Source organism: Parachlamydia sp. AcF125 (genome assembly GCF_018342475.1).
Lineage (GTDB): Bacteria > Chlamydiota > Chlamydiia > Chlamydiales > Parachlamydiaceae > Parachlamydia.
Window position 1 is genome coordinate 182,315 of record NZ_JAEMUD010000003.1, and the last position, 21,910, is coordinate 204,224.

General features: G+C 40.4%; 23 protein-coding genes. 16 read left to right on the forward strand and 7 right to left on the reverse strand.

Going from position 1 to position 21,910, the window contains the following annotated elements:
• The first annotated feature begins 265 nt into the window (after nucleotides 1-265).
• The 5 genes from PARA125_RS07000 (at nucleotide 266) to pgsA (ending at nucleotide 6,492) form a co-directional block, all read left to right on the forward strand.
• On the forward strand, nucleotides 266-2,068 hold the full coding sequence (locus tag PARA125_RS07000) for an ABC-F family ATP-binding cassette domain-containing protein (protein WP_213158111.1): 1,803 nt from the start codon (nucleotides 266-268) through the stop codon (nucleotides 2,066-2,068).
• Nucleotides 2,069-2,261: 193 nt separating this feature from the next.
• Complete coding sequence (locus PARA125_RS07005) at nucleotides 2,262-3,011, forward strand: Stp1/IreP family PP2C-type Ser/Thr phosphatase (RefSeq protein ID WP_249274250.1); 750 nt, start codon at nucleotides 2,262-2,264, stop codon at nucleotides 3,009-3,011.
• Complete coding sequence (locus PARA125_RS07010; RefSeq protein ID WP_213158113.1) at nucleotides 3,008-4,147, forward strand: cysteine desulfurase family protein; 1,140 nt, start codon at nucleotides 3,008-3,010, stop codon at nucleotides 4,145-4,147. Before PARA125_RS07005 ends, PARA125_RS07010 begins: the two co-directional genes overlap by 4 nt.
• 91 nt (nucleotides 4,148-4,238) lie before the next feature.
• Nucleotides 4,239-5,765, forward strand: a complete 1,527-nt coding sequence (locus PARA125_RS07015) for a glycogen synthase (RefSeq protein WP_213158114.1) — start codon at nucleotides 4,239-4,241, stop codon at nucleotides 5,763-5,765.
• 118 nt (nucleotides 5,766-5,883) lie between these two features.
• The gene (pgsA, locus tag PARA125_RS07020) at nucleotides 5,884-6,492 is read left to right on the forward strand and encodes a CDP-diacylglycerol--glycerol-3-phosphate 3-phosphatidyltransferase (protein WP_213158116.1); all 609 of its coding nucleotides are present in this window, start codon (nucleotides 5,884-5,886) and stop codon (nucleotides 6,490-6,492) included.
• 450 nt (nucleotides 6,493-6,942) lie between these two features.
• Here pgsA and PARA125_RS07025 read toward each other — a convergent pair whose 3' ends face one another.
• Together PARA125_RS07025 and PARA125_RS07030 are read right to left on the reverse strand one after the other, a co-directional pair.
• A complete protein-coding gene (locus tag PARA125_RS07025) occupies nucleotides 6,943-8,292 on the reverse strand; it encodes an amino acid carrier protein (RefSeq protein WP_213158118.1) in 1,350 nt (449 codons plus the stop codon).
• Between the two features lie 75 nt (nucleotides 8,293-8,367).
• The gene (locus PARA125_RS07030; RefSeq protein WP_213158120.1) at nucleotides 8,368-8,847 is read right to left on the reverse strand and encodes a DTW domain-containing protein; all 480 of its coding nucleotides are present in this window, start codon (nucleotides 8,845-8,847) and stop codon (nucleotides 8,368-8,370) included.
• A 140-nt stretch (nucleotides 8,848-8,987) separates the two neighbouring features.
• Between PARA125_RS07030 and PARA125_RS07035 the strand changes: the two genes are divergently transcribed.
• Nucleotides 8,988-9,509: a thioredoxin family protein gene (locus tag PARA125_RS07035; RefSeq protein WP_249274251.1), complete on the forward strand. Its 522-nt coding sequence runs from the start codon at nucleotides 8,988-8,990 to the stop codon at nucleotides 9,507-9,509.
• Nucleotides 9,510-9,535: 26 nt separating this feature from the next.
• Here the strand turns inward: PARA125_RS07035 and PARA125_RS07040 are convergent, their stop codons facing one another.
• From PARA125_RS07040 to rpmH, 3 genes are read right to left on the reverse strand one after another with little or no spacing between them, the layout of a single operon-like run.
• Nucleotides 9,536-11,569, reverse strand: coding sequence for an ATP-dependent helicase (locus tag PARA125_RS07040; protein WP_213158122.1), 2,034 nt, complete (start codon nucleotides 11,567-11,569; stop codon nucleotides 9,536-9,538).
• Between the two features lie 60 nt (nucleotides 11,570-11,629).
• Complete coding sequence (gene rnpA, locus PARA125_RS07045; RefSeq protein ID WP_349305696.1) at nucleotides 11,630-11,974, reverse strand: ribonuclease P protein component; 345 nt, start codon at nucleotides 11,972-11,974, stop codon at nucleotides 11,630-11,632.
• Nucleotides 11,975-11,980: 6 nt separating this feature from the next.
• Entirely contained in the window at nucleotides 11,981-12,118 is a 138-nt protein-coding gene (rpmH, locus tag PARA125_RS07050) for a 50S ribosomal protein L34 (protein ID WP_213158123.1), read from the reverse strand.
• 537 nt (nucleotides 12,119-12,655) lie between these two features.
• Here rpmH and rpmJ point away from each other — a divergent pair.
• Nucleotides 12,656-12,793: a 50S ribosomal protein L36 gene (gene rpmJ / locus PARA125_RS07055; protein WP_006340143.1), complete on the forward strand. Its 138-nt coding sequence runs from the start codon at nucleotides 12,656-12,658 to the stop codon at nucleotides 12,791-12,793.
• Between the two features lie 12 nt (nucleotides 12,794-12,805).
• Nucleotides 12,806-13,111 carry a 30S ribosomal protein S14 gene (gene rpsN, locus PARA125_RS07060; protein WP_213158124.1) on the forward strand — a complete coding sequence of 102 codons (306 nt, stop codon included), beginning with the start codon at nucleotides 12,806-12,808 and terminating at the stop codon, nucleotides 13,109-13,111.
• Nucleotides 13,112-13,163: 52 nt separating this feature from the next.
• Here rpsN and PARA125_RS10000 read toward each other — a convergent pair whose 3' ends face one another.
• Nucleotides 13,164-13,592 (reverse strand): DUF4339 domain-containing protein, encoded by a 429-nt coding sequence (locus PARA125_RS10000; protein ID WP_213158126.1) that lies wholly within the window; start codon nucleotides 13,590-13,592, stop codon nucleotides 13,164-13,166.
• Between the two features lie 210 nt (nucleotides 13,593-13,802).
• Between PARA125_RS10000 and PARA125_RS07070 the strand changes: the two genes are divergently transcribed.
• From PARA125_RS07070 to mnmM, 3 genes are all read left to right on the forward strand, one after another.
• Nucleotides 13,803-14,273: an Asp23/Gls24 family envelope stress response protein gene (locus PARA125_RS07070; RefSeq protein ID WP_213158127.1), complete on the forward strand. Its 471-nt coding sequence runs from the start codon at nucleotides 13,803-13,805 to the stop codon at nucleotides 14,271-14,273.
• Between the two features lie 9 nt (nucleotides 14,274-14,282).
• Entirely contained in the window at nucleotides 14,283-14,807 is a 525-nt protein-coding gene (locus PARA125_RS07075) for an Asp23/Gls24 family envelope stress response protein (protein WP_213158129.1), read from the forward strand.
• Nucleotides 14,808-14,979: 172 nt separating this feature from the next.
• Nucleotides 14,980-15,588 (forward strand): tRNA 5-(aminomethyl)-2-thiouridylate-methyltransferase MnmM, encoded by a 609-nt coding sequence (gene mnmM / locus PARA125_RS07080; protein WP_213158131.1) that lies wholly within the window; start codon nucleotides 14,980-14,982, stop codon nucleotides 15,586-15,588.
• Here the strand turns inward: mnmM and PARA125_RS07085 are convergent.
• Nucleotides 15,555-16,202, reverse strand: coding sequence for a 3'-5' exonuclease (locus tag PARA125_RS07085; protein ID WP_249274252.1), 648 nt, complete (start codon nucleotides 16,200-16,202; stop codon nucleotides 15,555-15,557). The two genes, mnmM and PARA125_RS07085, sit on opposite strands and share 34 nt — an antisense overlap.
• Before the next feature lie 162 nt (nucleotides 16,203-16,364).
• Between PARA125_RS07085 and PARA125_RS07090 the strand changes: the two genes are divergently transcribed.
• The 5 genes from PARA125_RS07090 (at nucleotide 16,365) to PARA125_RS07110 (ending at nucleotide 21,758) form a co-directional block, all read left to right on the forward strand.
• Nucleotides 16,365-16,760 (forward strand): hypothetical protein, encoded by a 396-nt coding sequence (locus tag PARA125_RS07090; protein WP_213158133.1) that lies wholly within the window; start codon nucleotides 16,365-16,367, stop codon nucleotides 16,758-16,760.
• Between the two features lie 172 nt (nucleotides 16,761-16,932).
• Entirely contained in the window at nucleotides 16,933-17,253 is a 321-nt protein-coding gene (locus PARA125_RS07095) for a hypothetical protein (protein WP_213158135.1), read from the forward strand.
• Nucleotides 17,254-17,267: 14 nt separating this feature from the next.
• Nucleotides 17,268-17,849, forward strand: coding sequence for a Maf family protein (locus tag PARA125_RS07100; RefSeq protein WP_213158136.1), 582 nt, complete (start codon nucleotides 17,268-17,270; stop codon nucleotides 17,847-17,849).
• On the forward strand, nucleotides 17,846-19,549 hold the full coding sequence (locus PARA125_RS07105) for a HEAT repeat domain-containing protein (RefSeq protein WP_349305697.1): 1,704 nt from the start codon (nucleotides 17,846-17,848) through the stop codon (nucleotides 19,547-19,549). The genes PARA125_RS07100 and PARA125_RS07105 overlap by 4 nt, the downstream gene beginning before the upstream one ends.
• Before the next feature lie 16 nt (nucleotides 19,550-19,565).
• Entirely contained in the window at nucleotides 19,566-21,758 is a 2,193-nt protein-coding gene (locus PARA125_RS07110; RefSeq protein WP_213158137.1) for an LPS-assembly protein LptD, read from the forward strand.
• Nucleotides 21,759-21,910: the final 152 nt, after the last annotated feature.

A 21,910-nucleotide genomic window follows, 5' to 3' on the forward strand; every position in this document is an offset into this window, starting at 1 on the left:
TCTTCAGTTATCCGCATCTTGAATGGAATCTGTAGGGAGGGATCGATCCATTTCCCAGAGCCAGATAATCATGCCTTTTGCCAGTAAAGTTTCAAAAAAGGGCCACTTTGGTAGAAGGTGGCCAGGTATACTGTTAAATAGGCATAAGTGATTTGACTTTAATTGTTTTTCGAACTATTATTTGATACAAACTTTGTTAATAAGCGTCTTTCATATTCCCAAATTCTATCCTTTCCAAAAAAAGTGTTAAGGAACTTTTTATTCTATGTCGCCTCTCATCAATTGTCACCGAATTAGTAAAACCTTTGGATCACACCTTTTATTCGATCAACTGAATTTGTCGATTTTTAAAGGAGATCGGATTGGAATCGTAGGGCCTAACGGAGCGGGTAAATCCACTTTATTAAAAATACTAGCTGGGCTCGAACAAGCTGACAGTGGAACGATTGCTACAAGGCAAAAACTAAAAGTGGGATATGTTCCCCAAGACGCTGTTTTTCCAGAAGGGACAGTAGGGGAAATTTTACGTAAACCTTTACAATCTCATGCTTTGCCTGACTACGAGCAAGAAACTTTGGTCAGCAAAATGCTAAGTAAATTGGGTTTTGAAGATCCTTTACAATCGGTAACCATTCTTTCCGGCGGGTGGAAAAAAAGACTTAGTATCGGTCTTCAACTCATTCAATCTCCTGATATACTCCTTTTGGATGAACCCACCAACCACTTAGATCTGGAAGGCATATTATGGCTAGAAAAATTCTTAAATCGAGAAAACCTTACCTTTCTTTTAATTAGCCATGATCGCTTTTTTTTGGAAAATACGGCCTCTAAAATGCTAGAGCTTAACCGTATGTTTCCTGATGGCTTATTTCTTGTCGATGGAACTTATAGCACATTTTTAGAAAGAAAAGACCAATTTCTCTCTGGCCAACAACATTATGAACGCTCTCTTGCCGGCAAAGCCCGAGAAGAGATCGCTTGGTTAAAAAAATCCCCTCAAGCTCGTACTACAAAAGCACAATCGCGGGTTCAGCAAGCCCATCGTTTAATAGATGAACTCGCTGAAATTAAAAATCGAAATAAAGCTACTCAAGTGCAAATAGACTTTTCTTCAACAGAACGGCAAACACGCAAATTGCTGACTGTAAAAAATTTAACCAAAACGTTCGGAAATAAACTGCTTTTCCGTAAGGTAGATTTTACTCTGTCTCCCGGAATGCGACTAGGGATCATTGGCCTAAATGGAAGTGGCAAATCCACATTGCTCAAAATGTTAGCCAAAGAAATTGAGCCAGATGTAGGGACTTTAAAATTTGCTGAGGGTGTGCAAATCGCCTATTTCGACCAACAGAGAGAGGAGTTGCCTTTGGACCTTTCTTTAAGGCATGCCCTCGCTCCGGATGGGGAATACATTAACTACCGGGGGCAACCTTTACATATTCATTCCTGGTGTAAACGATTTCAATTTCCCTCTGAGCGGTTAGATTTGCCTCTTCGTAAGCTCTCTGGAGGGGAAAAAGCACGCGTATTAATTGCCCGCCTGATGTTAAAACCTGCCGATATTTTGCTTTTAGATGAGCCCACGAACGACTTAGATATTTCAACTTTGGAAGTATTAGAAGAGAGCTTACTCCAATTTCCTGGAGCAGTGATCTTAATTACGCACGATCGGTATTTGCTCGATCGTGTTTCTACCACTTTGATAGGGCTGGGCCTTTCGGAAGAGCCCTCTTTTTTTGCAGATTATACCCAATGGGAAACCTATCAGCAAATATGCAAACAAGAAAGCGAATTTTCAAGGATACAAAAGAAAAATAAACAATCTGAGAGAGAGCCGCCTAAGCAAAAAAAACTTACTTATGCAGAGGAATTAGAACGGCAAGGGATGACGGATAAAATTTTGACCATTGAAGCAAAACTTGAAGAATTACACAAAGGAGCTGAAAAAGCTTCGAAAGATCCTTCAAAACTTCATGCCACTTGTGAAGAATTGACTAAGACCCAAGAAAAGCTCGATCAACTTTACGCCCGTTGGGAAGAACTCGAACATAAAGCTCAAAGAGCTTGAATATTGCCGCTTCCAAATATGTTTGATGGAAAAATAACTTAAAATGTGCTAAGGTTAATTTAAATCTAACCCAACTCGCTAAATAGAAAATAACCCTTAACTTCTTTCCGAGACGGCGGCGCATGTTGTGTTTACTACAAACCATAATTCGTAAATCCAAACTTTCAAACGCTAGCCTATGGTTCTTCCGTTGATGTCATATAAAGTCGTTACATTTGGCCTTTCCGATGTGGGTCTTGTCAGACAAAATAACGAAGATGTTTGGGATCAAGTTCCTACAATTCGTTTTTTTGTGCTAGCAGATGGAATGGGTGGTCATCAAGCAGGTGAAGTTGCCGCTAAAGAAACTGTTTATCACTTATGCAAGCTGGCTCAAAAGAAATTTAACGCGTTAAACAACCCTTCTTTGAAAGAATCTTACCAAACATTAAAAAATGCGATTATTCAAGTGAATAAACTCATTTATAAAATGAGCCGTGAATCCATCGACTTAAAAGGAATGGGTACAACGTTATGCTGTCTTTACTTCCACAATGAAGGGGTAATTTATGGACATGTGGGAGATAGCCGTATTTATCGTTTAAGAGGACAAAAATTAGAGCAACTTACAAAAGACCACTCTCTTTTATGCGAAATGATGGATTTAGGAAAAATTCATGAACAGCAATTGCCAAATTTTTTATATAAAAATATCATCACCAAGGCTATTGGAACAGAATTGATGGTGGAGCCCTCCATTGCTATTACCGATTTCATGAATGGAGATGTCTTCATGATGTGCACCGACGGCCTTTCAGACTTGCTCTCTCAAAAAGAAATGGAAAGTATCCTGAACCACTCTTCAAAAACGGAAGAAGCCGTCGAAAATCTTGTCAAAGCTGCTAAAAACAAGGGCGGTTATGATAATGTCACGGTCGTTATGTTACGTGTAGTTAAAGAATGAACCAAAAAATTTATCTAGATAATAATGCCAGCACTCCGCTTGCTCCCGAAGTCCTGCAAGTTATGGTAGAGTGTCTTTCAGAAAATACCGGAAATCCCTCTAGTATTCATTCATTTGGGCAAGCATCCCGCGCTAAGCTCGTCAGTGCCCGGCATGAAATCGCCTCTTATTTAAACGTTTATCCAGACGAAATTGTATTTACTTCCGGTGGCACAGAAGGGATTAACTTGCTCATTAAGGGTATTTTAGAAGGGAAAAATGGGCATGTGATTACTTCAAATGTGGAACACGCTTGCATTTATAGCACCTTAAAAGCTTATGAAAAAAAAGGAAACTCTATTTCTTGGCTTAAGGCAGGCCTAAAAGGAGCTGTCACGCCTGAAGCTGTAAAAGCAGCTATTCGCTCAGATACGCGCTTGATTGTGCTAACGGCAGTCAATGGCGAAACAGGGGCTAAGCTTGACATTTCTCCCCTAGCCTCTATTGCACTTGAAGCTAGAATCCCCTTTGTTTTAGATAGTGTTGCTCAATTAGGGAAGGAAGAGATCTCCCTTTTTCCAGGGGTATCGGCAATGTGCTTTAGCGCGCATAAAATTCATGGACCCAAAGGTGTGGGCTTCATTTGGCTAAAACGTGGCACACCTTTTATTTCTCCTCTTACGGGTGGGCCTCAAGAATTTGGCAAGCGAGCTGGATCAGAAAATCTAGCAGGGATTGTGGGGCTTGCCCGTGCTGTAGCATTGCTAGAAACTGAACTTCCCAAAGCCATTCACCATATGCTAGCCTTAAGAAACCGATTCGAAACCGAAGTCTTGAGAAAGCTCTCGGGGGTTGAAATCAATGGACAGGGAGAAAGAATTGCAAATGTAAGCAATTTATCTTTTGAAGGAATTGAGGGGGAATCCCTTATTGCTCTTTTAGATCGTGAAGGTGTGGCTGTTAGTCATGGTTCTGCCTGTTCTTCCGGGGCTCTTGAGCCATCCCGAATCTTACTAAGCATGGGAACGCCAATAGATCAAGCAGCTTCTGCCATCCGCTTCTCTTTAAGTCGATTTACCACACAAGCAGAAATCGACCAAACAATCGCCATTGTCGTTCGCCTTGTTTCCCATTTGCGCAATTTAACCAAACCGTGAAACGAGATTGAAAAGAAATTCGGTACAATTTTTAATAAGCCATACATCCTTTAAACTTTGATTACACTTATCAGAAAAGGTCGCGCACACGATGCATATTATTCATATCGCAGCTGAACTGGCTCCCCTCGCTAAGGTCGGCGGCCTTGCCGATGTAGTTCTCGGTTTATGCCGAGAACTATCCTGGAAAGGACACGACGTTGACATCATCCTTCCCAAGTATGACTGCATGGATAGCAATCAAATTGGGGATCTTACAATTGTTACGGACAACCTTATGTCGTATTATCATAATGAATGGCATAAGAATACCGTGTGGAAGGGTTGGGTAGAGAACCTAAAAGTTTATTTTATCGAGCCCCACCACCCCCACCGTTTTTTCCAGCGAGGGTGTTATTATGGCTGTGAGGATGACGTTGAAAGATATCTTTATTTTTGTCGAGCCTCCTTAGAATTCTTGTTTAACAAACAAATACCCTGTGATATTATTCACGTGCATGATTGGCAAACAGCTGCCATTCCCCTGTTGATAAAAGAGATTTATGAGAACATGGGATTTAATCATGCTAAGACCACACTGACAATCCATAATATTGAATACCAAGGCAGGTGCTCTGCGTTCGATCTCGATCGGATCGGTTTAAAAGGGGATTCCTATTTTACCCCCGAAAAGCTTCAAGATAAAGTTTATCCTGAATCTTTAAATCTCCTAAAAGGGGGGATCACCTACTCGAATTTTATTACCACAGTCTCGCCCACCTATGCTCGAGAAATTCTAACACAAGAACTTGGGTTTGGATTGGAAGACACTTTACTTAAATATACAGATAAGCTTAAAGGCATTTTAAATGGGGTGGATTATTCCTATTGGAACCCCGAAATTGATCGTTATTTACCCGCCCACTACTCTTCGCGAGAGCTTCCCCGAGATAAAGAAGATCGGCATACCTTAAACAAAAAAGGGTTTATCAAAAAGGTTTTAAGAGAGCGGCTAGGCCTATCAGAAAAACATAAGCCTATTGTGGGCTGTGTAGCACGACTTGTCCCTCAAAAGGGGATCGACTTGATCAAGCATGCCATTTCTTATCTTGTTGAGCAAGAGGCCCAGTTTATTTTGCTGGGAACTAGCCCTATTCCAAAGATTAGCGAAGAGTTCTTCCTCCTTCAGCAGGTTTATCTTAACCACCCTGATGTCAGTCTAGTCCTTCATCACCAAGAAGAATTAGCCCATCAGATTTTTGCAGGCTCCGATATTTTAATCGTGCCTTCTTTATTTGAACCTTGTGGGCTCACTCAAATGATTGCCCTTAAATATGGCACAATTCCTGTCGTGCGTAAAACCGGCGGGCTTTCTGATACAATCATCGATGTGGGTTCCCCTACAGAGACCGGTAACGCCAATGGTTATACCTTTAACGATCCGACGCCCCAAAGTTTTGAAGCAACTCTTCATCGAGCGATTCGTTGCTGGTTCGATGACCCAAGCAAGTGGTGGCAGCTCATGATTCACGGCATGAATATCGACTTTAGTTGGAATCATCCGGCAAGCCATTATTTAGAAATTTATCAGCATTTGGTCTCTCTAAATCAAGAGCTTCTTCAAGCAAACGAATTGTGATCTTCCTAATAGCTTTATTCTTGGCGATCTTGCTGTTAATTGCTTCCCAGAATAAAGCAATTCATTTAGAATTTTATCAGCCAAATGAACCTAACAACAACGAATGAGTAGGTGTTTTTTGAATATTGCGAATGCTTTGACGATTATTAGACTTTGTATCAGCCCTTTTTTTTTATTGGTCTACCTCAAGCCAGATTTTCTCCATCTTTCGACCCATCATCTTCCTTATGTTCTTTTAGCGTTATGGGCTATTTCTGAGCTTTCAGATGCCTTTGATGGGTACTTGGCTCGTCGCTATAATCAAGTGACCGAACTAGGTAAAATTTTAGATCCCATGGCAGACAGCATAGCACATACCACTGTCTTTCTCGCTTTCACCCAAGCTCCTGTTAATCTCCCCATTCCTCTTCTCTTCATATTTTTATATCGAGATTCTGTGGTCAGTACGCTCCGCACCATTTGCGCTTTAAAAGGATTTGCTTTGGCCGCTCGCACTAGCGGGAAAATTAAAGCGGTTATTCAAGCTCTGGCAGCTTTTTTTATTCTTCTGTTAATGATTCCTCATGCCACAGGGTTGCTTTCTCAAGAAAAGCTGCAATTCACCAGCACCTGGATTGTCATAGGAGCTGCTCTTTATACTATTTATTCTGGGGTTGATTACATTTATGCGAATTGGACTTATATTGCACGCATGTTAACCCCCCAAAATCCCGCTCAAACTAAATGACCTCGCATAACTTACAAGGTTCAAGGTGTCGGAAACCCTGCGATGGGGTTTATCATTCAAAGAAAGGAAGCCTATCTTAACACATTTTTGGGTATTAAAGGAGGCATGGCCTTACGATTATGCTGCCTGGCTGCCCCTGAGGGAAAAAAACTTTTCGCTTCTATCTCTTGCTGTCCTCATGCCATATTTTACCCCGCCAAGAGCTTAGGCCAGCTTATTTTAAAAGAATAGGGCTTGTTTATTTAGAAGGCTATAATTTCTGGGAGGAATAGCTATGAGCCTAGCTAGAGAAGTCTCAGAACAAAGATTGCCAGACCCTTTCAAGGATAAAAACAGCCTTTAATTCCTGTTCAAGCATCGTCAAGCTACTTAGAGGGATCGCTATTTTTTATCTAGGAACCAAATTCCCCCTTGAAAGTTGGCAAAAGGTTAAAAATAACGGCCTTCAAATTAGACGAGAAAAAGCTCACACTCTTCTTTGATTGAATCTATTTCAAAGGAAATTTCTCTGCGAAGCTTGAAAATCCCGATCACGTTAATCACCAAAAGAATCCCTCCCATGATCGTCATTACACTTTGGGCAGCAGAAGAATCCACTAAAGCAAAAAGGATGAGAGCACTCACAGCATACGTATAAAAAATTGGACGCCCTTTAGTCGGGTGCAAAAACTGGGCACATTTAAGACCCACGCAAAAAAAGGCGTTAATCGTTGAATACCCTAAAAGAAATAAGAAAAATGGCATGAAAAAATTCATGAAAGGAAAGTAACCTTCTAAGGCGCGCTGGACTAAAAGAGAGCAATCGAGAGGTTGATTCCATACACCCGTAATTAAGGTCAGAAGGATCGTAGTTGTGCAAACTACAAAAGAATCCAAAAAGATGTCCATGAAAACTAAACAAGCTTGTTTTTCGGGTATTTTAACCGACGTCTCGCTGTGAATGACGGAAGCATATCCTATTCCCACGTCTCCCGTGTAGCATCCTCGCCTAATTCCCTGAGAAGCCGTCAACATCATCGTACTTCCAATAAAACCCCCTGCAGCGGCATGGCCAGAGAAGGCCGAGGTCATGACTTCCCGAAAAAGGGCAGGAAGAAGGGAGAGGTTCTGCATCAAAATCCACCCTCCCATCGTCACATAGAGGATAATAAAAACTGGAATCACGGCACTTGAGATATTGCCAACCCTTCCAACTCCTCCGCTTGTAGCAAAAACAATTAAAGCAATTAAAACAAATACCACTACAGGTTCACTAATTGGAAAATTGGAAGACACACTAGTGGTTATCACTTTAAATTGCCAAATTTCTACACAATAAAGGCAGAGCAAAAAAGCCACAAAAGTTGGAATCCATTTCTGCTTGAAAGCGCGGGTTAAGAAATACATGGGGCCCCCATCGAAGCTCCCATTTGGATTGGTTATGCGATAGCGCAACCCCAAATAAACCTCCGCATATTTGATCACCATCCCCCCAATCGCCGTTAACCAAATCCAAAAAATGGCCCCTGGCCCCCCAATTTGAACAGCCGTACAAATCGACACAATATTGCCAATGCCCACGCACCCCCCTACACAAGCAAAAAAAACTTTAACCGGGTGAACACCACTTCCATAGGATCCTGTATCCTTTAAAAAGCTAAGTAATGTGAAAATGGCCGTAGGAAATTTTCTGATTTGAACAAAATTAGATTGGAATGTGAGAAAAAAGCCTAGGATCAAAACCAAGGGGGCTGAGAGGTAACTCCATATAAAGTCTTCTATACTCACCAAAAATTTTAAGATGGGAACCATGCCTTCCATAAGATCCTTACATTCCTTTTAACAAAAAATTATAACAAAAATTAGAGTAAAAACCAATAAATTTGTTTACAATTTTCATAGACGTAAGGCATCTAGGAACGGCTTATTTTTTCTTAGGAACTCTTCTTTCCAATAATAATGATCTAAAAGGTGCGAGGGATCTCTTTTTAAAATGATATAAGCGATATAAATGGCCTCGATCGAAGCTAAACCTTGCTCGGGAAATGGGCAAGCCGTTTGACAACGGGGATAAGCAGTGCGGCATTGGGCGGGGATACTGCGCCGTTTTATTAAGCTTTTTTGTTGTACCCACTCAAGCATTTTCTCCGCATAACGCCAAGTCCCATCCAAAATGAGAAGACCCTGCTGAGAATCTGAAGAATCTAATGGAGGGGCATCGATCGCCAATAAAACATACTGCTCTACAGAAGGCAATTCTTCTGTCGGGTAAGTTAAAAATGAAAAATCCGGCCTATTCTCTAAACCACGCAGGCTACACTTCAGCAGGTTTTCCTTCCGATGGCGGATAACTAGAGTTGGAGGAAAGAATTGCATGGTTTAAATGTTTCAGTTAATATGGCGTTGAAGTACAATTTATGCACGTATTTTGTGCAATGAAACAATTATTTAAACATGTAGGAGCTTTTATTTCAAATAGATAAAAGGCATCTGCTCTAAAATCGCAAGAGGTTGAAATGATGAAACAGTTATCTTTTATTGTGTTAACAGCTCTCGCTTTCTGCTGGCTAAGCTCAGCCCAAGCTGCTTCGGCAACTTCTCCCCTTCAATGGCACGAAAATTACGCAGAGGCAGCCAAATTATCTGCGTCCAGTGGTAAACCGCTATTTGTCTTGTTCACCGGCTCAGATTGGTGTACCTATTGCATTAAATTAGAAAATGAAGTATTTGCAACCCCCGAATTTGCAAAAGCCTTGGGAAATCGGTTGATTTTTGTTAAGCTAGATTATCCCCCTAAAGCTTCTGTACCCGTTCAAATCAAAGAACAAAATGAAGCCCTTAAACGAAAATTCAATATTCAAGGATTTCCTACTGTAGTCCTTTTAGATTCGAAAGGGGGACAAATTGGAGTCACGGGCTATAAAACTGGCGGCGGTAAAATTTATGCCGACCATATTCAAAAATTACTCGATAACCATTCCGCTTATTTGCAAAAAATGGACACCCTGCAAAGTCATAAACTTGCGGGAGTAAGCTAAATAAAAAAGGGGTTTATCCCCTTCTTTTAAATCTCCAGCGCTTGATCCCATTTTGTGATTTTTAATAATTCTTTTGGAATCTCATGCAAAAAGCGAGAAGGCTTAGAGGCATATTCCTTTCCCATTTTTTTTCTTTTGCGTGCCATGCTGATTGTTAAAAACTGCCTTGCTCGCGTAATGGCGACATACATTAAACGCCTTTCTTCCTCTACTCCCACTTCTTTTAAGCTCTTTTCATGGGGAATAATGTGATCCTCAATCCCTACTAAAAAGCAAGCCTTGAACTCAAGGCCTTTGGCACTATGGAAAGTTAATAAATTGACTTGATCTTTCTCAGACGTATTTTTTTGATGAGGTTTCCAATCTTGCTGCAAAGGAGTTGCGGTAATAAAGTCATGTAAAGTTGGATTTTTATGAAATTCTTTGTGAAAAGATTCTTTAAACTCTGCTAGGGAAGAAATAAATTCTTGCACATTCTCCCACTTGAAATCACGCATTTGGGTACTTTTTACTTCATCATCAATCGCTTTTTTATAGTTGATCGCTTCTACCAATTCTATTAAAGCAGGCGATAAATCTTGCTCGAACCGCTGTTTGGAACTCTCTAGAATTCCTATAAAATTTTGAAGGGAATTCAGGGCTTTTTGGCTCCAATGCGAAGCGACTTCTTGCACAGTAGGTTCCCCCTGCGCTAGAGCTTTTAAGACATCCCATAAAGGAAGTTGATGATTGCGATTGTAAGCTGTAGCGGCATCCAGCGCTGCTTCTCCTATCCCCCGCCTTGGCTGATTGATAATGCGTAAAAGGGCTTCTTGATCCAAAGGGTTCGCAATCACTCTTAAGTAGGCAAAAAGATCGCGCACTTCCCTTCTTTCATAAAATTCTGTACCCCCAAAAATCTCATAAGGAATCCCTTTAATCCATTGGTCCCCCTCCTTCCAGGTGTAATTCATTAAAGCGAGCTCAAAAAGGCGTGATAAAGCATTCGAGCGATAGAGAATGGCGATATCCCTCCATTTCAGCTGATACTTTTCGCGTAGATGCGCAATCCGATAAACCACAGCTTCTGCTTCCTCCTTTTCTGCGGGCGCATGAAAAATTTCTATCGGCTCCCCCTCGCCTCGATGACTCCATAATACTTTCTGGTGGCGTGTTTGGTTGTGGCTAATCACTCCGTTCGCGGCTTTTAAAATCGTGTTTGTAGAGCGGTAATTTTGCTCTAACTTGATAATGGTTGCGTGGGAAAATTCGAGAATATTCTTAACTTCTGCCCCCCGCCAACCATAGATCGACTGATCATCATCTCCCACTACACAAAGATTTTGATACTTTCTTGAGAGTAAAGAGGCTAATTTATATTGGATGGGATTTGTATCTTGGTACTCATCAATCATGAGGTACCGATAGCGCTCTTGATATTTATCTAGCACCTCGGGAAAATTTTCGAAAAGTTGAACAGTTAACCCCAATAGATTATTAAAATCAACCGCGTTATAAGCACGCAAGCTAGCTTGTAAGCGTTGATAAATAGACCTGGTAAATTCATCATGCCATTTAGAACCAGTATTGCAGATTTCTTCACTCGCGAGCCCTTTATTTTGGGCCTGATTAATCACGGCTGTGGTACTAGCTAAAGAGGGCAATTGGGCTTCGTGTTCAAGCAAATCGCGCGCGATCAAGCCGATCAGCCGCTGCACATCTTTTTCATCATATAAGCTAAACTGCGAAGTGTAACCAAGCTTATGAATTTCAGCCCGTAGAATCTGCATACAAAAGCTATGAAATGTGCACAAAGAAATTTGTTTAGCAATTTCAGGAGCTGCTAGCAATCCAATACGGTGGCGCATTTCAGCAGCAGCCTTGTTTGTAAACGTGAGTCCCAAAATCGATTTGGGAGATACTCCTTTAGCAGACATTAGATAAGCCATGCGCACAGTCAAAACTTTCGTTTTGCCACTACCCGCGCCTGCTAATATTAAAACTCTTCCATCTGTGGTCGTAACAGCGGTTCTTTGTGAAGGATTTAAAGCCTCTAATTCCTCTTTAAAATCACATTTCATAAGGGTTCCCTCTTTGAGGGGGAAAAATAGATTTTACTTTTAAAGCCAAATTAAAGCATTTTAATTTTCAGCAGATTGGAGCAAAAGCAACATTTCTTTTTGCACGTCTTGAGCCTTTAGATTTTTATGAAACCCGCGAGGTTTCACGTTTAAATCTAAATGAGAGGGAAGTAAATGATGGCATGTCCTAAACGCCTCGCGCACCGTTCTTTTAAAGCGGTTGCGGTCGTGCGCTTTACCATATTTTTTGGTTACCGTAATTCCAAGCCTTGTTTGCGCCTGGGAGCGCTTACAAAATTCAATCATCACATAACACCCGAAGCAGCGCCTGCCTTTATACGATAACCGTTGATACTGTTTGCGGGTGCGGATTTTTAAGGCTTTTGGAAAAGAGCAAGAGATCACTCTTTATTATACTCGAGTTAATTGCTTACGTCCACGACGGCGTCTGCGATTAATGATTTTACGTCCATCGGCAGTTTTCATTCTTTTACGAAATCCATGCTCGGATTTTCTACGGCGCTTGCTTGGCTGATAAGTTCGTTTCACGATTTTTTCCTTATACTGGCATTATAAATATAGGTGTTCTTCGTTTAGAAGAGATAATACTCTAAGGGCAAAAGAATAGCGGACACTTTGAATAATTGCAAGCCTAAACTCTTAGGCTCCTTCTTTATTGCACAAAACTTTTGAGAAGTAAGTGTCCATGCAAAGAAAAGGCTCTACCGCAAGGCTTGAGAAGCAAGGTTAAACTAAAATTGGGGAGTTTAATGAGCTTGCCAGCTAAGCTGGGAAAGGGCTAGAGGCGAGGGGAAAAAGAGTTTAGGGTAAAAGAGCAAGCAGGTAGGAATTTCTTCTGCGCCCCTAGAGAAGCTCTAGCATTCTTAAAAACAAGGGCTTAAAAGGCCTCCCCTCAAAAGCCAAATATCGCCTTAATAAGGATTCTTAAGCAAAATAGATCCTATAGAATTTTTATCTTTTTATCCAAGCAAAGGGAGAGAAAAGGATTGAAAAGAATTCTCCATTGTTCTATAAAAAACGGATAACTCTTGAAAAAAGCTCATAAAGAAAAATCAGGATATTGTCATGAAAGTAAAGGCATCGATTAAAGCCGATAAATCTAAGGGAGACATTTTAGTCCGTCGGAATGGACGTCTCTACGTACTCAACAAAAAAGATCCTAATCGCAAGCAGAGACAAAAAGGTCCTGCACGTAAAAAATAAGAAAGGAAAATTATGGCCAAGAAGTCATCTATCGAAAAGCAAAAACGGCGTGAGCGTATTGTCAAGCTTAAATGGGAAAAAAGACAAGAGCTCAAGAATATAGTTTACAATATGAATCTCAGCGAAGAAGAAAGAGAAAATGCGCGCATAGCTCTCAATAAAATGCCTAGAGATTCTTCCCCTATTCGCCTCCGAAACCGTTGCCAACTCACTGGGCGAGCACGCGGTTATATTCGCAAGTTCAAATTGTCTCGTCTTACTTTCCGAGAAATGGCTCTAGCTGGATTACTTCCTGGAGTGACTAAGTCCAGCTGGTAATTCGCAAAATGGATAAAAAGCTTAGACTAGTCGCTAAGCTTTTCTCGTTTGTTTAGTCTTTATCTAGGCAAGTCTTTAGTGACCGTAAGTCTTCGATTTTTTTCCATCCATCCATTCCCTCGCTCCAAACTAAAGTAGCCAGTTGAATTTGGCCGGCTTTCCAAAGTTTTACAAGTGTAGACATAGAAACAGGGCCCACGGATTGTTTACCAGTATTTACATAATACCATTCCTTGCTCCATTCTACGGGGCGCAATTCTAATAGTTCTTCCTCTGAATCTACAAAATTAGGATTTTGTTTGGGTCTCACCTCGTTCTTTCCCGAAAGATCTGGTAAAAGAAATAAAACCAACAATCCAAAAAGACTGAATAGCATCCCTATAACGAACCATCTGAGCGGGTCACGTCCTTTTGCCTTCGCGTATTGCGAAGCTAGACTTCCCACTATAATTAAAAAAATAAGTGAAGTAAAAAAATTCACAAACTACCTTACAGTAATAACTAAGCCTTGTTCAGTTCATTTTTAACAAGGATTTATTATACGGGGATTCTGAGGAAAAGTCAACCTGATCCTGGAGGTCTCCTTATTTCCACAAAATGATTGTAAAATGCAAAAGATCGTTTATTTTATTACCTAGGCGTGATAGAGTGAAAAACAATAGCATCGATTTGTTTAAGGAGCTTGCCAGATATGGGAGAAGAAAAAACTCGCAAAGTAGATACTAAAGAATTTGAAATACCTGAAACTGTTTTTGTCCGAGATATTGAGAATCGTGTTTTTCAAGGGATTGTTCTACAATGCTTAGCTAAAGTGGAAGGAATCAACCTTGTAGAAGGAAACTTTATTGATAGCATTTTGGGGCGAGGAAACGTAGAAGGGGGAGTTAAAGGGATCTATTCGGAGCAAGATAACAAAACTCACACCGTCGATATTAAGGTCGAAGTTAATATTTGCTACGGAATTTCCATTCCCAACAAAGCAGAGGAAATTCAAACTAAAATTGCAGAAGAGATCACCAAAATGACAGGCCTGCATGTCTCACGCGTGCACGTCGTTTTTAAAAATATTGTCTCACCTGCTCAAATGAAAAAAACTCTCGGCCCTACTGCGCCCCTGCCCCTAGAATCCAGCTTAGAAGACGAATATAACGATGAGTTTTAATTAGAGCGTATGGGAAATCTCTTCTATTTTTTGATGAATTTTGTTTTAGCCCTTTTCTTTCTTTTAGTGGGAATCGCCTGCCTTCTTATTTCTTTTTTTCCCAAAATGCGTATGGAAGTTCTTCATTTTATGACGGATGGGACCTGGGTTATCTTTTCGGCCGGCTCCATTTTTGCTTTGATTGGCTGTGCTATTTTCTTCCAGTTGTTTATTTCCTCGCGACGTAAAACCTACGTGATTCGCTCAGGCAAAAATGCCCTTGAAGTGGAGCAAACCCTCATTGAAGAATATTTGCATCTTTATTGGAAACAAGCCTTTCCTCATCACACGATTCCCATGTACGTGCAAATTAAAAACAATCAGATCTATTTAACTGCTGACTTGCCTTTTATGCCTGAAGAGGAACAAGGGACATTTCTTAAACAATTTGAAGAAAATATAAGCGAGCTTTTTACTCGCACCTTGGGATACCGCAACGATTTTTATCTCACGATCAGCTTTCAAGACAAGTGCAAAGCTATATCAGAGAAGTAAACTCTCTTATTTTCCCTGCCCATCGCCCTGGCATCTCTTAAAATTAAGGAAAAATCTAAGAAAGAAAACTGATTTAAATTTACCCTATTTACCTAATTTGCGCGGTATTTTCCTTAAAATCCTCTATTTGATAGACTGTAGCAAATAACCCAAGCTTTATTCGCTTATATTTATGTTTACCTCGTACCCTCTTTTTCAATCTCATTTGGATGTGGCCCATCACTACTGGAAAAAGCTTGTACAACCAGGAGACACCGTGATCGATGCGACCTGTGGAAATGGACATGACACCCTCGTGTTAGCTAAACTAGTCCTCAATTCCCCTTCAGGAAAGGTGATCGGAATGGACGTGCAATCACAAGCCATTAAAAATACCCAAGAAAGGCTAGCAAAAGAATTTTCTGCAAACCAAATGCAACGCATTCACTTACATTGTGCCTGCCATTCTACTTTTCCCGTCCAAGCCCCTCACGTAGTTAAATTGATTGTCTATAATCTTGGCTATTTACCAAACGGCGACAAGTCGCTGACCACCTGTGTCAATACCACTCTTCTAAGTTTACAAGCAGCCCTTTCTATAATTACTCCAGGAGGAGCCATTAGCCTTACCTGTTATCCTGGACATGCAGAAGGCAAAAGGGAAGAACAAGCTATTTTAAGTTTTGTCCGGGGGCTTCAACCTCAAGAATGGAGCTGCAGCTATCAAACTTGGATCAATCGCCACCAAGCACCAGGGCTTCTTTTCATTCAAAAAGCAAACTTAACCCCAAAAAGGGCTTGATAGCATAATAATAAGTGATTAACGCCATTCATAGCTCGATGAGGAGAATCTTCGGGGGGCAAATGATAAAAGTTCGCAATCGCATCTTTCGATAAACTCATCGTTTGAGGAATACTTTCCTTGATTGCCCGCCAAAGCTCAATCCTTTTAGTCCAATACATGGAAGCTAAATCCAGCCAATGATAGGGCCAATTCAGCTGCTCTTGGGTATAGGTATCAACTAATTGATTAAAAAAGGGACGATCAAAACTCGGATTTTGGCAGATAAAAATCGCCTGCCCTCTTATGATTCCTAGCTGAGTAAAAAGTGCAATAATCTCCTCGCGGATCTGCCCAGAAGCATCCCCCCCCTCTACTTGTTCTCGCGTATAACCATTAATCTCTAAGCTTATGGGATCCGTTTTCTCCCAAATCTCAGGAGGATGCTTAATTAGCTTTTGAAAAGACGTTCGAATTTGATTTTTGGATAAATCTACCACCTTGAAAGCAATGTCAATGACCACATGCTTAGTCCAATCTAGTCCTGTAGTCTCTAAATCTAAAAATATGGCTTGCATAAATAAGTACACGTGTAATTTAGGAGTTAAGCGCATTGAGAAATATTTATTCTTCAATCTAACAAACTCCCTTCCCCGAAAACAAGAACAAAGATTAGCCTGGCAAAACTCTGTCTTCCCCTTTATTTATTGCTTATTTTTTTTATATTTGCTAAAGTGATGTTTAACACTTAGTTTTACTTCAATTCTATTAAGAATCATAGAAATAACTTTTTTACTATGTCTCATAATCTATTTGAAGGATTTTGTCGCCTTTTAATGCGGTTTCGCTATCCGGTTTCTCTTCCCGAAGATATTGCCCAAGCTCTAGGGATTTCTTTTTCTAATTTTTTAACTTTCGACCAGCTTATTGAACGGCTTATCGATCCCAATTGTTCTCCCAAAAGGCTCAAAAAATATATGCCCCGCGAAGAAGCCGAAGCAGCCTTTGAATTGGCATACAAAAAAGATAAATTTCTTAAAAATTCCCTTTTTTCTTATTACTTTAATGAAGGATGGCTAGAGTTTATCCTCCAATTTGATGATCGCTCCCGCCTGCGACGTATCTATGTGCAGCACAAAAAAATACAACAAGAAGGAGCCGAACTTCGTTTAAAAGAAATTTTTCCTCCCTAATCCTTATGCCCCCCTAACTGGTTAAGCTTAACTAGGGGCTTTTCTTATTGAGCTTCAGTCGCTTTTGGCCCCAGCAGGAGTTTTAACGCTCGACTTTTAACTCGCTTGGCGCTTAGACTCTAAAGAACGATCTCATTAAACATTGCGACTTCTCAAAATGAAAAGGTGATGCATGCACACAGAAATTGAAAAAAGCATTCTTGTTAAAGTGTTCGTCGGGTATCGTTTACATGCTGAATTAAGGTTGTTACTTAATCAAAGTCATGCCTGGAAACAAGTGATGATTGAATCCAGGCCTCAAGATGGCACGCTGTGCGAAGTCCATTATCAACAAAAAGAGTATGTGGGGATGTTTTTACCCCAAGAAACCCTGACTCTTGCAGAATTAGCAGAATATGAACGGCTCCTCCAACATAAGTTTAAAGAATATTGTCCTTCTATAGAAGAAGAGCATATGAAACTTATTGTATTTCCTCAAATTTTTATTTGTTAAATTTAGGATCTCCGATGACCCGCTTAATTTTAGGTTCCCAATCTCCCAGACGCAAAGAAATCCTGGAGTATTTTTCGATCCCTTTTGAGCAGGTTGTCCCAGCTTTCGATGAAGCATCCATCCCTTTTTTAGATAACCCCGAAGAGTATGTGTGCGCCATTTCACAAGGTAAAGCTGCGAGTTTAGCTCAAAAATTTCCAAACGCTATTATTTTAACCGCCGATACGATCGTCTATAAAGACGGAAAAGTGTATGGCAAGCCAAAAAATAAAGAAGAAGCCACATCCATATTACAATACTTAGCAGGTCAATGGCATCAAGTTTACACAGGAGTAACCGTCAGGCAGGGAGAAGAACAATACTCTGACTACGCAAAAACTCATGTCTTGTTCAATTCCTTAACCCTCGAGGAAATCCATTTATATCATGAAAAGATCTTGTGGGAAGATAAGGCTGCCGGCTATGCCATTCAGCAAAGTGGAAGCCTGATTATTCGCTCGATTGAAGGGTGCTATTATAACGTGTTAGGATTACCTATTCAAACAGTGAAAAATTTATTAGCAAGGGTGGGGATCAACTTGTGGGAGTATTTGTGAAATATCGTCTGTCTCTACTTTTTACCTGTTTTTTGAGCCTTAGTCATTTATTTTTACCTTTAACTTCTTATGCCCAAACGGAATCTGCGCATAAAAAACAAGTGTTATACTTTATGCAAAGGGGAAATACACAGCAAGCCTTAAATCTTTATTCCAACCTTTGTGCTCAAACAGGGAAGCATGATTTTGAGCTACTTGAGCAAGTGGGATTGATTCTTTTAGATCAAGGTCTACGGACGCGGGATCCCGAAACCCAACTTCTCACTATGTTTGGAGCCGGAATAGCGGCAAATGATAAAACATTATATGTCCTTGAAGAAGGGCTAAAAAGTCCTAATCCCATGCTGCAATTAATCAGCCTAAACTTGTTAGCAAATTCTTTTGACGATGAAGCCGATGAGGCTTTGATGCATGCCATGCTTTCAAGCGAGTTATTAATCCGTCTAGAGGCGGCTTTTCAACTAGCCAAAAAAAAGCATCCACAAGCCGTCTCTCAAATTGAATCCTTGATGTATAAAGTGCCTAATACCCTGCAACTCCTATTTCCTCAGTTATTCGCTCTTGTGGGCAGCTCAGAGGCCTTTCAAATGATCCGTAAGCTCATGACTTCACCCGATCGAGAGACTCGCCTTTCTGCCATTCAGTGTGTAGCTAAAGCTGGCCGAGATGACTTTTTACCTCAAATCCGTGTACTAGCCTCACACCACGATGCGCATCAACAAGAAATATGCGCCTATGTTTTGGGTTTACTAAAAGATGAGCAAGCCGCCCCTCTTTTAGAGAAACTTTCACAGTCTGGGGCTATTTTTATCCGGTTAGCAGCTTTAAATGCTCTATATGAATTGGGGCATCAAGAAGCCTGCGAAGGGATTATAAAAGCCGCAAAAAACCACAACCCGTATGCTCTAACTCTTCTGGGAAATATTAAGGGATATGGATCTACCCTTTACGAGCTCTCAAAATCTGGCTCGCCTGTAGTCAAATTAAATGCTTGTTTAAGCTTACTTCGCCAAAGAGATAGACGCTGCTTACCTTTTCTAGCCGATATTTTGCTACAAGATTCTCGCGATTTAGCTTTTGTCAAAACTCACTCTCCCGGATTGTCTTTATCTTATTGGAAAATCGTCCCTTCTGCCCATCACAATCTTGCCAATCATCCTATCGCTTATGAATTATCGATCGCCATGCGTGAACAGGTTTTAATAGAAACCTTGGAATTACCTGAAAATGATTTTCTTGAAATTGCAGCGTGGATTTTTGAAAAAGAGCAAAACGACTTAATCCCTTGCTTAGTTAATTTATTGGAAAATTTACAAACCCCTAAAGCGATTGAAATCCTTAAGAAATATCAGCAAAAAGCTGGCGCTCCCCTGATTCGAAATTATTGTAACTTAGTCCTTTATAAATTGAAAATAGACGGACCTTACGAAGAAAATTTAAAAAAATGGATCCTTGAGCAAAAAGGCAAAGAATTGATCCGTTTCCGCCCTTTTCTTCCTTGGGAAACACGTTCAGATATTCCCTCGTCGCGTTATCATCTAACCCCCCATGAAACTTCTCGTCTGCTGATTGATTCTTTTGAAGCTTTAGCGCGCTCTCAAAACAATGAAGGAATCCAAGTCCTCTTAGAAGCAATACAAAATGGCAATCCAAGTAATAAATACGCTCTTGCCGGGCTTCTATTAAGGTCTATACAATAAGATGATACTCCTATCCATGTGTACTTATTTGCGATGCCACCTTAAAAACTTCAAATGGTTAAAAATCTACCCTTTTTTAGTAGGTTTATTTGTCTTCCTGTCAGGAAATTGCTTATTTGCCGAAAAAGAGGAGAAATTAACCAATGAGCTTTTTGAGCAAAGAATCACGGTTGATTTACGCTCCCCTTCTTTTTCCGATGGAGTTTTGCACACAGATCAAGGTGGCATTATTCAAGGACGCGACATTCGTATTCAAGCGAAAGAAATTACCTATACTAAAAAAAAAACGATTTGCTTTTTAAACGCTAAAGACTCTGTCATGCTAGAGCTTGGCGATTATGTTTTTGTGGGATCTCACTTAGAGTTTGATTTTCAAACAAATTCGGGGGTGATTTACGGAGCAAGAACAGGCATAGAACCGTGGTATTTAGGAGGTAAAAAAATTGAACTATGCTCAGATGGCAGCTATATAATCCATCAGGGGTTTGTAACCACTTCGGAAAATTACACGCCTGAATGGCAAATTTCTTCAGATGAGGCTTCTTTAACAGATCAACGCAATGTATCCGCCAAAAATGTCTATTTTTCTTTTGTAAAAATGCCTCTGTTTTGGCTTCCCACTTTTAAGATAAACTTAAATACAATTCTGGACAATCCTATTCGCTATAATGTGCGGTGGGGCGGAAGACAGGGTCCTCGTATTGGCATGACTTATGAAGTGTTTTCTTGGAACAACTTTAAAACATTTTTCCGAGTAGATTACCGTATTCGGCGTGGGCCTGGAGCAGGTTTTGAAACGTATTACCGCTCTCCTGATCATCGCACCCAATTTCAATCAATCAGTTATCTTGCCAGGGATTCCTCTCTTCTGCATCCCAGTGAAAAAATACGCTACCGCTTTCAAGGCGTTTACCGCACTTCTGTATTAGACGATAAAGTCACGATTGATCTGACATATGATAAGCTTAGCGACAAAGAGATGGCAGCCGATTACCAAGATAAAAGCCTGGAATTAGAAACCGCTTTACGCACCAAGTTACATGTCCGAAGGCAACACGAACGGTGGATTACAAATTTTTTCACGATTGTGCGGCTTAATGGCTTTCAAACGTTGAAGCAAGAATTGCCTGCCATTGAAACAAGTTGGAGACCTTTTTTAATAAGCCCCGCAGGCGTCATCACTGATATCCATTTTACAGCCTCCTATCTGGATTTTGTCTACGCCACACCTAATAAATGGAATGCCCCCAATTACCACTCAAGCCGCGCCGCTTACACTCAACGGTTCTACCGTTCTTGGAAAGTGGGTATTTTTAATATAAGCCCTGAGATAGGAGGTAAATTAATATATTACGGCAATAGCCCCCAAAAAGATGATAAATTGCTGACATTTGGAAATTTTGGATTTAATACTCATACAAAATTTGAACGTTTGTACGAAAATTTCAAGCATATCATACAACCGTATGCGCAATATCGTTATTTGACAAGCCCTACAGTATCGCCGAACGATCATTATATTTTTGATATTGATGATGGTTGGTACCGCCTCAACATGTTGCGTTTTGGAATTAACCAGAGCTTATATTGCAAAGAAAAAAGAGGGGGCCTGCAACGTCCTATTTTTGCCGATTTATACGCTTATGCTTTTTTTAATACTCCCACACTCTCTAAAACTATTCCTAAAGTTTATGCTCAAATTCGATGCACTTCCTTTGAAACTCTCCGCCATATCTTAGTCACTTCTTGGGACTTTGAACGTCAGCAATTAGATGAATTTAATTTTCACACTGATTGGACCATTAATCAAAATGTGGCCTTTGCGTGCGAATATCGGCACCGCAGCGCTTGCCATTGGAGGAAAGTTAACCACGCCAATTTTATTCTCGATTCTTTTCATAAGGAAGCTTCTTTAAAGAATTCCTCCCTTTCTGATCGCCGCGATACTCTTTTATTGCACCTTTTCTATCGTTTTCATCCTTGCTGGTCGGTGGAATTTCAATCGCGCCATGGCTGGCACCGCATGAAGGAGCCTTCTTATAATGAATTTGAGATCGACCTTAATACTATTATTCGCTCATGCTGGCATGTCCAGCTTGCTTATCGACATAAAGAAGATGACGATCGGCTTGCTCTCTACTTAACTATTGGCATGAAACGCCCAGACACATCGGGCAAAAAAAGTTTTTGGCCTTCTTTAGAGTTTTAAAGAGTATAACCGCCGCCCCTTATAAAATCGTTACATAATTTAAAGTTTAGTTTTTCTTTAGAATTTAACCATTTGTTATTTTGCTCAATTGTGTTATCGTTTCCTTTTTACTAAACTGTAGTTAGGATTTTTGTTCTCACCCATTTCGGGCA

Excerpts from the sequence above, each read along its gene's own strand:
- PARA125_RS07000 (WP_213158111.1), top strand. The coding sequence starts at position 266 with ATGTCGCCTCTCATCAATTGTCACCGAATTAGTAAAACCTTTGGATCA.
- PARA125_RS07005 (WP_249274250.1), top strand. The coding sequence starts at position 2,262 with ATGTCATATAAAGTCGTTACATTTGGCCTTTCCGATGTGGGTCTTGTC.
- PARA125_RS07010 (WP_213158113.1), top strand. The coding sequence starts at position 3,008 with ATGAACCAAAAAATTTATCTAGATAATAATGCCAGCACTCCGCTTGCT.
- PARA125_RS07015 (WP_213158114.1), top strand. The coding sequence starts at position 4,239 with ATGCATATTATTCATATCGCAGCTGAACTGGCTCCCCTCGCTAAGGTC.
- PARA125_RS07025 (WP_213158118.1), bottom strand. The coding sequence starts at position 8,292 with ATGGAAGGCATGGTTCCCATCTTAAAATTTTTGGTGAGTATAGAAGAC.
- PARA125_RS07030 (WP_213158120.1), bottom strand. The coding sequence starts at position 8,847 with ATGCAATTCTTTCCTCCAACTCTAGTTATCCGCCATCGGAAGGAAAAC.
- PARA125_RS07035 (WP_249274251.1), top strand. The coding sequence starts at position 8,988 with ATGATGAAACAGTTATCTTTTATTGTGTTAACAGCTCTCGCTTTCTGC.
- PARA125_RS07040 (WP_213158122.1), bottom strand. The coding sequence starts at position 11,569 with ATGAAATGTGATTTTAAAGAGGAATTAGAGGCTTTAAATCCTTCACAA.
- rpmJ (WP_006340143.1), top strand. The coding sequence starts at position 12,656 with ATGAAAGTAAAGGCATCGATTAAAGCCGATAAATCTAAGGGAGACATT.
- rpsN (WP_213158124.1), top strand. The coding sequence starts at position 12,806 with ATGGCCAAGAAGTCATCTATCGAAAAGCAAAAACGGCGTGAGCGTATT.
- PARA125_RS07070 (WP_213158127.1), top strand. The coding sequence starts at position 13,803 with ATGGGAGAAGAAAAAACTCGCAAAGTAGATACTAAAGAATTTGAAATA.
- PARA125_RS07075 (WP_213158129.1), top strand. The coding sequence starts at position 14,283 with ATGGGAAATCTCTTCTATTTTTTGATGAATTTTGTTTTAGCCCTTTTC.
- mnmM (WP_213158131.1), top strand. The coding sequence starts at position 14,980 with ATGTTTACCTCGTACCCTCTTTTTCAATCTCATTTGGATGTGGCCCAT.
- PARA125_RS07090 (WP_213158133.1), top strand. The coding sequence starts at position 16,365 with ATGTCTCATAATCTATTTGAAGGATTTTGTCGCCTTTTAATGCGGTTT.
- PARA125_RS07095 (WP_213158135.1), top strand. The coding sequence starts at position 16,933 with ATGCACACAGAAATTGAAAAAAGCATTCTTGTTAAAGTGTTCGTCGGG.
- PARA125_RS07100 (WP_213158136.1), top strand. The coding sequence starts at position 17,268 with ATGACCCGCTTAATTTTAGGTTCCCAATCTCCCAGACGCAAAGAAATC.
- PARA125_RS07110 (WP_213158137.1), top strand. The coding sequence starts at position 19,566 with ATGTGTACTTATTTGCGATGCCACCTTAAAAACTTCAAATGGTTAAAA.